Source organism: Kribbella albertanoniae, from assembly GCF_004348455.1.
GTDB lineage: Bacteria > Actinomycetota > Actinomycetes > Propionibacteriales > Kribbellaceae > Kribbella > Kribbella albertanoniae.
Genome location: NZ_SMKA01000310.1, coordinates 1 through 10,588, shown reverse-complemented (window position 1 = coordinate 10,588; position 10,588 = coordinate 1). Strand labels below are relative to the sequence as shown.

The following is a 10,588-nucleotide window of genomic DNA, read 5'->3' as shown; positions in this document are numbered from 1 at the left end:
CACCCCTCCCTAGGCGCGCCTGGCGACGCCACGGAGCTACTCCCCCCCAGCTCCGTGGCGTCGCCCTTTGACGCTCCAGCGGTCCGATCGTTCGAAGGACAGGACGTATACGTCTACTGGGGTCCGTCGCCGGGCATGGTCAGCGTGGCGACGCCGGCTAGTAGGTTTATACGTCCTGTCCTTACGGCGATGGCTGGAAGAGGACGCTTACCAGGGGTTCTCGATGGTCTGGTTCAGCTTGTTGCCTTGTAGGTCGGTCACAGTTACCCGGAGACCGGCCGCCGCGCCTGGGCGGACCTGCGTTCCGCCGTGGGAATTCAGGATCAGCCGGTGCCATGTCTTCCCGTCGTACGAGATCTCGGCGGTGGTGCGGAAGATCCCGGCGCCGCGATAGCCAGGCTGGTACGCCGGATCGAGCTCGAGCCGGCCGTTCGTGTGCTGGTAGTCGACCTGGATCAGCGGCAGCACAGCTCGCCCGGACGACGGCTTGGAGCGGAAGTGCCACGCCGTGTGCGTCGCGGTCGAGGTCTTCGCCCAGCTGGACGGACCGCGGCGCTGGTCCAGGGTGAGGTCGTACCAGGCCGTCTTCGCCGGTACGGCGAACTGCGCCACCGACCAGCTCGCGCTTCCCAGCTCGACGCCGTTGCTGCTGAGCTTCATCGACGTCGTGTCACCGCGGTCGCCCCAGCCGTAGATGGTCCGATCACCGTTCACGTACTGCGGGATCGCGATCCGCAGCGCGTTCTCGAACCGCGCCGGCGGCCAGCCTTCGGCCTCCTCGCCGGCCACGGCCGGGAGCGCCGGCCGCATCAGCGACTCCCACCAGCCCCGCGTCACCTGTTCGCCGGGCCGATAGCTGCGCGCGATCGTGGACTCGAACCCCGACTCGTTCCACTCCCCCGCGGCCGTCGTCTCGTTCCAGGTGACCCCGCGCAGGTCGGTGGCCAGGTAGTCGGTCCGGGTGACCGGACCAGCGATCGTCCGGCTCGCCGTCAGACCGGCGGCGATCCCCGGAAGATGGGCGATCCGCTGGTCCTTGTGCAGGAACCAGGCGTCGTTGCGCTGGAACGCGGTCGTGACCACAGCGGGCCGCATCGCGCCGATGTCGTAGGTGATCGGTCCACTCACCGTCGACGGCCCGACAGCCAGCTCGTACCGGTAGGTGCTGTCCTGCAGGCCGTCGAGCTGCAGCGTGACCGGCCCCTTCGCCAGCAGGTCGAGCAGTTGCTTTCCCTGCTCAGCTCGCAGCAGGTAGACCGGGATGCCCTCGTCGGCCGAGGTCGACCAGAAGCCGGGCGCCTCGTTGTACAGGAACACGGCCTTCGCACCGGCATCCTTGGCTGCCTTCACCTGGGCCTGAGTCTGGTTGGGGCCGCCCCAGCGGATCAACGCCACCTTGTCCTTGGCATCGGTCAGCTCACCCGGTGTCCCATCGCCCCCGTTGACGAGTGGCAGCTTCGCCTTGCCGACGAACGCGGTCCGGAACGACGCCTCATCGGGCGTCGGTAGCCGGAACGACTGCCCGGCCCCGGTCACGTCCGCGGTCAGCTTGGGCTGCGCGAGATCCCAGCGCTGCACGACCTGGAAGGTGCCCAGGGCAACCTTCGGGAAGTCCTGGAGGTAGACGCCGTCGGCGACCCGTTCGCTGAACGCCCAGCCCGAGACGGCATCGCGTTGACCGATCTGGCGATGCCAGGCAATCCCGATACTCTGGGCATCGGCCCGGCGCGGCGTCTTCACGGTGACCTTGTGCGCGGTCCGGGCGTCGAAGGTGAAGGTGCGGTCGCTGCCGATCCAGACGTCGGGATCTCCGAGCAGCGTGACCGAGTTGGTCCAGCCGGCTTCGTCATCACCCATCGCGTACGCCATCACGGCGTACCGGCCGGTCGGCACCTCGATGGTCCGGCTACCGGTCTGGTCGAAGGCGATCGCGGTGACGTCGCCGGTGTCCTGGTTCCAGAGCTGGACGCCACTGGGGCGCGCGGTGACCGGCTGACCGTCGCGGCCGATCGCCTTCACCGTCACCTGGTTCAGCGGGCCGGAGGCCGCAAAGCCGAGCCCGGTCCGGTACGACGTACCGCCGGCGCGGGCGGTGAGCACACCGGCGTACTTCGCGGCCCGGGTTTTCGCGAGGTCGAGCGTCACGGTGACGGACGCCGTACCGCCTGCCGGGATGGTGAGCCGGGTCGGACTGACCGTGACCGCAGCCGCCACTCCGGCCGGGGATTTCGCACCGACGGTCAGGTCCAGTGTCACCGCGTGCCGCGAATTATTGCTATAGGCAACTTTACGGTTGCTGTCGGCACCGAAGAACAGATTGGCGGTGTCCGGGAGGATCTGCGGGTCCAGCGCCTTCGGGATGTCGATCCGGCCGAGACCTTGCTGATCCGGCCGGACATCCTTGGCCGGTACGGCGGTCGCCGCCAGCGCGGCCTTGAGTTGCGAACCCGTCCAGCCGGGGTGCCGCTGGGCCAGGATCACGGCCGCTCCGGCGACATGCGGCGTCGCCATCGAGGTGCCGCTCATCGCGGTGTAATACCTGTCGAGCACGTGGCCCTGCGTCGTACCGGCTGCCCGGGCGGCAGCGATCTCGACGCCGGGGGCGGTGACCTCGGGCTTGAGCGCACCGTCGCCGGCGCGCGGGCCGCGGCTGGAGAAGTTCGCGAGGTGGTCGTCGGTGTCGACGGCGCCAACGGTCAGCGCCTCGGTCGCGGAGCCAGGAGTACCGACGGATTCCTCGGCTCCGGCGTTGCCTGCGGCGATGACGAACAGAGCGCCGCTCGACTTCGACAGTCGGTCCACGGCCTGGCTCATCGGGTCGGTACCGTCCGACGGCCAGCCACCGAGGCTCATGCTGACCACTTTGGCGCCCTGCTTGACCGCCCACTCCATCCCGGCGATCGCCTCGGAGTCCATCCCGCTGCCCTGGTCGTCGAGCACCTTGCCGATCAGCAGGTCCGCGCCGGGCGCGGCCCCCTTCCGGCTGCCGGCAGACGCCGTACCGAGGCCGGCGACGGTCGACGCCGTGTGGGTGCCGTGGCCGTGGCGGTCCTGCACGGTCTCGCCGGGAACGAAGCTCTCCGCGGCGACGACCTGCTGAGCCAGATCCGGGTGGCCCGCGTCGTAGCCGGTGTCGAGGACGGCGACCTTGACCCCGCGGCCGTCGTACCCGGATCTCCAGGCGGTCGGCGCACCGATCTGGCGCGTGGAGCGGTCGAGGGTGGCGTGGGTGCGGCCGTCGAGCCAGATCTTGGCGGGGGCGGTTCGGCGCGTGGTCGCGCCCTTCCAGAAGGCCTTGGCCGCAGCCTTGGGCACGGTGACCGCGGTACTGCCGACGCTCGAGAGCGTACGGCGTACTGTCGCGGCGGCCGGCGCGCTTCCGGGCGTGGTGAGGATCAGCGGCAGGTCCTGAGTGGCGCTGTCGTCGTAGCCCTGCGCAACGAGTTCGGTGACGTTGAACAGTCGGCGGTCGAGGCGGTTCTCGGTGAGCAGCGGGTACGCCGAGGCCGGGACGATGCTGAGATCGCCGTCGAAGGAACCGAAGTAGTACGGCTCATCACCAACCAGCCGGCCCGAGACCTGACCGGTGGAGCTGGTGGTCAACTCGGCGATGTCACCGGTCACCAGCGTGATTCGACGGACAACGTCCGAAGGATCGCGGGTCAGGGTCGGCGTGTTTTCGGACGTTATGGCCTGGGCTGCGGTGCTCGCCAGCAACTGGGAGCTGGCGAGCACCACCGCGGTGAGGCCGGACGTCAGGCGGAACAGGCGGGATTTCACAGTGCGGGATTTCACAGGGGAGACCTCCCGACGCCCCGACCTTTGCGAGGCCGTCCTTCAGGAGGCTGTCAGTTGCTGGGTGCCACCGGCCGCAACTATCTCTGTCCTATCCACGCCATGACCGAAAGTGGTCAGGCGAAGCGCTGCGCGACCCGTTCGACGCGGTCGACCAGGGTGAGGTCGTAGGCGACGCCGGGGACGTAGAAGATGACGTAGTCGGCGCCGGCTTCGAGGGCGGCTTCGACGCGGAGGGCGAGTTCGTCCTCCGTTTCGATGTTGTTGTCGTTGGAGAAGCGGTCCCAGTCGAGGGGGCCGCGGGCCTGGTCGGTGGCGAGTTTGGGGTCGTCGCCCTTGTCGATGGGGAAGACGTTGATACCGGTGGACTTGATGATCGAGTCGTAGTCGCGGCCGAGCTTGTCGCAGTGGTCCTTGAGGACGGCGACCTTCTCGCGGATCACCTCGGGGTTGCCGCCGCCGATGTTGGCGGCGTCGCCGTACTGGGCGACGAGTTTGAGGGTGACCTGCGGGCCGCCGCCGCCGATCCAGAGCTTCGGCTTCTGGTTGCCGGCGCCCTTGGGGAGGTTGATCGGGCCGTCGACCGAGTGGTACTTGCCCTGGTAGACGGGGCGGTCCTCGGTCCACATCTTGTGGATGATCTCGGTGGCCTCGCGGAAGGCCGCCATCCGCGGCTTCACGTCGGTCCACTCGTAGCCGTAGGCCTTCCATTCGTGCTCGTACCAGCCGGCGCCGATACCGGCGTACAGGCGGCCGTGGCTGGCGACATCGACGGTGGAGGCGATCTTCGCGTAGAGCGCGGGGTTGCGGTAGCCGTTGCAGCCGACCATCTGGCCGATGTTCACCCGCTGCGTGTCGCGGGCCAGCGCGGCCGTCGCGGTCCAGCACTCGAACGTCGTGTTGTCACTCGGCTCGGGCACCGTGTGGAAGTGGTCGAACAGCCAGATCGAGTCCCAGGACTGCTCGTCGGCCCGCTTCGCCACTGCCGTCATTGCTTCCCACTGCTCCACCGGATCCGCGATCTGCGCCAGATCCATCTTCCAGCCCTGCGGCACGAACAAACCGAAACGTGTAGTCATGGTCTCCATCCTTTCCACCAGCAGGGCGCCGGGTCCATCGACCCAGCCCTCTAATTCGTTCTCAATCGGACCACTAGAACTTCTGAATCGCTTCCGGCGTCCTATCCCCGGCACCCGATCCGAGGAGGAACCATCAGCAAGTTCGACGAACTCTTCGACCTGGCCGCACCCCTGATCGCCGCCGGCGCACACTCCCGCGACGAACCACCGTCGGAGGGCGGACGCTGGCCGTTGTCGGTGATCCTTCCCGCCGGTACGGCGTTCCTCGACGATCTGACCGTGGAAGCCGCAGCGCTGGCCGGGCCCGGGCACTGGCAGACCGGGCAACTCGGTTCGGCCCACTTCACCGTGCGCGCGTTGGAGGGTTACCGCAGCGAGGTCCCGCCGGACGATCCGGCCTGCGCGCGGTACCTGAGCGCCCTGGACCGTACGGCGACCGGCCCGTACCGGATGCGGGTTACCGGCCTGACGCTCACCCCGGGCAGCGTGATGGCTGCTGCGGAACCGGTCGACGGCGCGGCCGACGAGTTCATGGATCGGCTGGCACTGGAGTTGGGCCCGGACGGGTGGTTCGAGCGACCGCACGGGCGACGGGACATCTGGTACGTGAACCTGCTGCACTTCACCGGCGACATCACCGAGCCCGCGAAGCTGATCGACTGGGTCGCGGAACGGCGGCGGCTGGAGCCGGTCGAGGTGGTGGTTCCCGCGGCTGAGCTGGTGCGGTTCCGGCTGGTAGGTGGCGAGCGGCCGCACATGCGGCCGGTGCGGTTGTGAGCGAACGGTTAGCCGATGGTGAGCGTGCTCGGCGAGCCTGTGCGCGTCATCCCGTTCTGGTCCGCCCTCCCGGCTGGACCTCAGGAAGGAGCCACGATGTCCACGTTCCGTAAGTCTGCTGCGCTGACCGGTGCACTCGCCGCTGGTGTCCTGGCGGTGTCCGTCGCCACCACCGTCACCGCGTCGGCCGCCACGGTGAACGGCGGGTGGTTCAGCACCAGCACCGCCTGCAACCAGTCCGGCAGGAACATCACCGGCAATCCGTCCAACCCGTACTACGGCTGGTCCTGGAGCTGCACCTACGTCAGCTCGCACAACCCGCACTGGCACCTCGTCCTCACCAGCTGAGAAGCACCTGCCGGCTCCTGACCATTCGCGGTGGTCGGGAGCGCTGGTCTGCGTGCCCCGGCCTTGACCGAGAATGTGGTGTGCACTTTCGCGTTCTCGGTCCGGTCGAGGTAGTCGCTGAGCCCGTTGCGCTCGGCGGCCGGGAGCGGCTCGTGCTGTCGATGCTGCTCATCAACGCCGACCGGGTGACGCCGTCCGACCGGCTGATCGACACGGTCTGGTCGCGACCCCCGCGGTCCGCCCGGCAGCAACTGCACAACCTCATCGCCCGGCTGCGCCGCAAGCTGGACCCGGCCGGGGCCCTTATCGTGACTCGCCCGCTGGGTTATCAGCTCGCGCTCACCGACCACGGACTCGACCTGCACGAATTCCGGCTGTCCGTCCTGCGCGGGCGGGAGCAACTGCAGTCCGAGCAGTACGACGATGCCCGGATCGAACTGGGCACCGCGTTGTCGCTGTGGCGCGGCGACGCCCTCGCCGACCTGTCCGGTGACTGGGCCGCGGCGACCCGCGAGTCGCTCCACCGCGAGCGGCTTGCGGCCGGGGAAGCACTCGCCCAGGCGCAGCTCGCCACGCACGATCACGCCGGCGTACTCGAGACGGTACAAAGCCTGCTGGCCGCCGATCCACTCCACGAAGGTCTGCACAACCTTCGATTGCGCGCCCTGGCCCGGGGCGGCCGCCGTACCGAGGCTCTGAGCGCCTACCAGGATCTGCGCCGCCGGCTCGTCGACGAGTTCGGTGTCGAGCCCGGGCCGGATCTCCAGGAGACCCACTCCAGCCTGCTGCGGGATGTCGACCCGCCGTCGGCCGCTCCTCGTCACGTGCCCCGTCAACTGCCCCGCCCGATCTCATTGGCCGGACGTGACGAGATCCTCGGCCGGCTGACCGATGTCCTGCGGACGCCTGAACCGCGTCCGGGCACGGTGCTGCTCGTCGGCGCGGGCGGCATCGGCAAGACCTCGCTTGCTGTCGTTCTCGCCGACCGCGTCCAGGACGGGTACCCCGACGGCACCCTGTACGCCGAGCTGGACGGCACGCGCGACCCGCGTGACCCCGACGAGATCGTCGACCGGTTCCTCCGCGCACTCGGCGTCACCGCTCCGCCGGCCCACGCTCGACGTGAGGAACGGCTGGCGCTCTATCGCAGTGCGATCGCGAACCGCCGCGTACTGGTGGTGCTGGACGACGCCCTCGACGAACGACAGGTCCGCGACCTGCTCCCACCGTCGCCGCGTTCGGCCGCGATCGTCACCTCGCGGCACCGGCTCGCCGGCCTCGACGACGTGCTCCGCCGCAACGTCCCCACTCTGTCGACCGAGGTCGCCGTCGAACTGCTGCAGGCAGGTCGAGACGTCGCCGGGCCGGCAGCCGGACTCGCCCGGTCTGCCGTGCAGCTGTGCGGGCACCTCCCGCTCGCGCTGATGGTCGTCGCGGCCCGGCTGGCGTCCGGTGTCGTCGATCTGTCCGAGGTGGTCGACCATCTCAACGAGGAGCACATCCGGTTGGACGCGCTCGCGATCGGGGACGTCGACGTTCGGGCCAGCATCGCGCTGTCGTACGACGGACACCTGTCCGGACCCGCTCAGCGACTGCTCCGACGGGTCGCCGCTGTTTCGGTGACGACCTGGCCGGCATGGTTCGCCGGCGTGGTGCTGGAGGACGACGTACTCCTGGGCTCGCGGGCACTGGACGAGCTTGTCGACGTCCATCTCGTCGAGCCGTGCGGTCGTGATGCCGCGGGACAGCTCCGGTTCACCCTGCATCCCCTGGTGGCGGCGTTCGCCGGCGAGCGCGCTGTCCGTGAGGAGGACGAGAGCGCTGTCGCGCGCTGTCGCCGTACCGCCGCCATGGCGTGGCTGGGACTGGCTGCGCAGGCCGACGAGGGCTTCGGTCACGGACTGAGCCCGGTGATCGGTCCGGACGGCGCCACGATCCCGGCGGGTCTCCCGCCTTGTCGGGTCTCGGTCGCCGCGGAGCAACCCGCAGCCTGGTTCGACGCGGAGATCGCGAGTATCCGCGACGTCGTCCACGCACTGCAGCGCGCCGGTGAACTCGATCTGGCAGCTGCCCTCACCCTGCGCTCGGACGGCTACCTCGTGGTCCGCGGCGAGACGCACGTCCGTACGGCGCTGCTGCGGCGGGTCGTCGACTGTTCGGACCTGGTACTGCGCTGGGGTGTCCTGCGGTCGTTGTTCCACACCGCTGCCGAGGCCGGACGATTCTCCGAGCTGGCCGATCTGGCCCAGTCGCAGCTCGCCGTCGCCCGCAAGCTCGATGCCGGGTCGATGGAGCAGAGCGCCCTGGTGCAGCTCGGCTGTGCACTGCGCGAGCTCGGTCGCTTCGAGGAGGCGACGGCACGGTTCGAAGAAGCCACATCCCTCGCGATGGCAGGCCAGAACACCAAGATGGTGGCCCTGGCACGCGGACACCTCGGCCTGATGCTGGCTCGCACCGGACACCCGGTCCGTGGCGCGGCGCTGGTCGCTGAGAATCTGCAGGCTGAACGCGTGCACGGACCGTCTCGGCGACTGAGTATCTGGCTCACCACCTACGCCAACTGCCTCGCACTGACCGGTGACCTGGCGGCGGCCGAGCGGGCGTTGGACGAGGCCGAACAGCTCGCCAACCCCTTGGAGGACCGCAACGTCCTTCTCGACGTTGCCCAGACCCGAGCGGCCATCGCGTTGCGCGCCGACGACATCGATCGCGCCGAACGCCTCCTCGACGACAGCCCGGCTTCGGTCAGCCCGAGCACCCGGGACTCGGAGCCGACCGACGCGGAGTTGCGCCTGCGCGCCGACATCCTTTTCGCCCGTGGGCGAGCAGCTGAGGCGGCGCCCTTGCTCGAGCGAGCCCTACTCCGCCATCGGCGCGAGGGCGTCCGGCTCGAGCTCGCCCACGACCTGGTCCGACTCGCTGCGGTCCACGCGGCCCTGGGCGAGCAGGATCGAGCCGGCCAACAGCACTCGGAACTTGTCGTCCTGCTGCGAGACCTCGGAATCGGTGTCGACGATCTGCAGCTTCCCTCGGTCGTTGGATACGATTTGCTGGAGATTTCTTCGGAATAGCGAAACATGGAGGTCGGCATGCTGGCTGTCGTGGTGGGGGCCGGAGGGGGAATCGGCGGCGCGTGCGCGCGTCTGCTGGCCGAGCATTACGACACAGTCCTTTGTGTAGACCGCGACCTCGCAGCTGCCGAACGCACCGTGCAGGAAATCGCCGCGGCCGATCGGGACCAGGCCGGCGCGGGCGCCCATCCCACCACCGCCCCAGGCCCGGGAGCACGGCGGGCGGTGGCACTGGCGGCCGATGCTGGTGATGTTGGGTTCGGGCAGATCGTAGGAGCGCGGGCGGCGGAGCTCGGGCCGGTTGGTTGCGCGGTTTATGCGGTGGCTTACGAGGAGCACACGCCGGCGGTCGAACTCAGCAGAGACTCGCTGGTGCAGAGCCTGATGGTCGGGCCGGTGGGTGCCTTCGAGTTCTTCCGCGCATTGACGCCCGCGCCGGGTGCGTCGTACGTCGCGATCGGGTCGCTGCACGAGACGCAGCCGTTCGCGAACTGCCTTGGGTACAACGCCGCGCACGGCGCACTCGGGCAGGTCGTGCGGACGCTCGCCCACGAGTGGGCGGACCGCGGGACCCGGGTGAACGCCGTCGTACCGGGGTGGATCGCGACTCCCGGCGAAGAGGTGTTCCACGGCGCCGAGGCGCTCAAGGCTGCGGGTCAGTTACTGCCGTTTGGCCGGCACGGCCGACCGGAGGAGGTCGCGGCTGCGGTCGGCTTCCTGGCCTCGGAGGCGGCCGGGTACATCTCCGGCTCGTTCCTGACTGTCGACGGTGCGCTGTCCACTTCACTCGCTCGGCTCCGAGGACTCTGACCATGAAGTATGTCTGCGTGTTCGCCCACCCCGATGACGAAATGCGCTGCCTGGGCACGCTGTTGCGGCTGCGCGACGCTGGGCACGAGTTCGCGTTCGTGACCATCACCACCGGCGACAAGGGGCTGCCGTACCACCCGCCAGAGGAGCAGCGGCGGGCCGCCGAGATCCGGACCGTGGAGATGCAGGAGGTCGCGTCGTACTTCGATGCCGACTACATCAGCTTGGCGCGCGAAGACGGTTTCGTCATCGAGGACGCCGAACTGCGGACCGACCTGATCCGCACGCTGCGCCAGGTCGGGGCCGAGGTCGTCTTCACGCACTGGACGACTGACTACAACCCCGACCACGTCCTGACCGCGAAACTCGTCACCGACAGCGCTCTGCTCGCGCCGCTCTCATCGTTCGCCCCCAGCCCCGGCGTACTCGCCCACGCACCACGCATCTGGTACGTCGATCCCGGGCTAGGCCACGGTTTCGAGGCCACCCACTTCGTTGCCTTCGGCCCCGAACACGCGGACCGCAAGGCCGAGCTGATCCGCCGGCACCGCAGCCAGATGGACGTCATGCGCGAACTCAGCGGCGGCGAGGACTACGCCGACCAGATGGCCGAGCAGGACCGCTTCACCGGCCGCCGCCTCCTCGTCCCGCACGCCGAGTCCTTCCGCCCCTGCCTCACCGACCGCCGAATCCCCTGGCCCTCCGACC

The 10,588-nt window shown here is 69.2% G+C and carries 7 protein-coding genes; 5 read left to right on the top strand and 2 right to left on the bottom strand.

Annotation, left to right across the window (positions count from 1 at the left end; all coding sequences use genetic code 11):
- Positions 1 to 207: 207 nt before the first annotated feature.
- Together E1261_RS39010 and E1261_RS39005 are read right to left on the bottom strand one after the other, a co-directional pair.
- Positions 208 to 3,795, bottom strand: a complete 3,588-nt coding sequence (locus E1261_RS39010; protein ID WP_132414784.1) for a S8 family serine peptidase — start codon at positions 3,793 to 3,795, stop codon at positions 208 to 210.
- A gap of 116 nt (positions 3,796 to 3,911) precedes the next feature.
- Positions 3,912 to 4,874, bottom strand: a complete 963-nt coding sequence (locus E1261_RS39005) for an LLM class F420-dependent oxidoreductase (protein WP_132414783.1) — start codon at positions 4,872 to 4,874, stop codon at positions 3,912 to 3,914.
- A 231-nt stretch (positions 4,875 to 5,105) separates the two neighbouring features.
- On the opposite strand from E1261_RS39005, the gene E1261_RS39000 reads away from it, so the two are divergent.
- The 5 genes from E1261_RS39000 to E1261_RS38980 form a co-directional block, all read left to right on the top strand.
- Entirely contained in the window at positions 5,106 to 5,651 is a 546-nt protein-coding gene (locus E1261_RS39000) for a hypothetical protein (protein ID WP_238176708.1), read from the top strand.
- Positions 5,652 to 5,747: 96 nt separating this feature from the next.
- Positions 5,748 to 5,999 carry a hypothetical protein gene (locus tag E1261_RS38995; RefSeq protein WP_132414781.1) on the top strand — a complete coding sequence of 84 codons (252 nt, stop codon included), beginning with the start codon at positions 5,748 to 5,750 and terminating at the stop codon, positions 5,997 to 5,999.
- A gap of 80 nt (positions 6,000 to 6,079) precedes the next feature.
- The gene (locus E1261_RS38990) at positions 6,080 to 9,070 is read left to right on the top strand and encodes an AfsR/SARP family transcriptional regulator (protein WP_132414780.1); all 2,991 of its coding nucleotides are present in this window, start codon (positions 6,080 to 6,082) and stop codon (positions 9,068 to 9,070) included.
- A gap of 18 nt (positions 9,071 to 9,088) precedes the next feature.
- Entirely contained in the window at positions 9,089 to 9,880 is a 792-nt protein-coding gene (locus E1261_RS38985) for an SDR family NAD(P)-dependent oxidoreductase (protein ID WP_165952800.1), read from the top strand.
- Between the two features lie 2 nt (positions 9,881 to 9,882).
- Positions 9,883 to 10,588 (top strand): PIG-L deacetylase family protein (locus E1261_RS38980; protein ID WP_132414778.1); only part of this gene is annotated, 706 nt, incomplete at its 3' end.

Bases quoted from the DNA above. Each gene is read 5' to 3' on its own strand.
- E1261_RS38985 (WP_165952800.1), top strand. From the start codon at position 9,089: ATGCTGGCTGTCGTGGTGGGGGCCGGAGGGGGAATCGGCGGCGCGTGC.
- E1261_RS38995 (WP_132414781.1), top strand. From the start codon at position 5,748: ATGTCCACGTTCCGTAAGTCTGCTGCGCTGACCGGTGCACTCGCCGCT.
- E1261_RS39005 (WP_132414783.1), bottom strand. From the start codon at position 4,874: ATGACTACACGTTTCGGTTTGTTCGTGCCGCAGGGCTGGAAGATGGAT.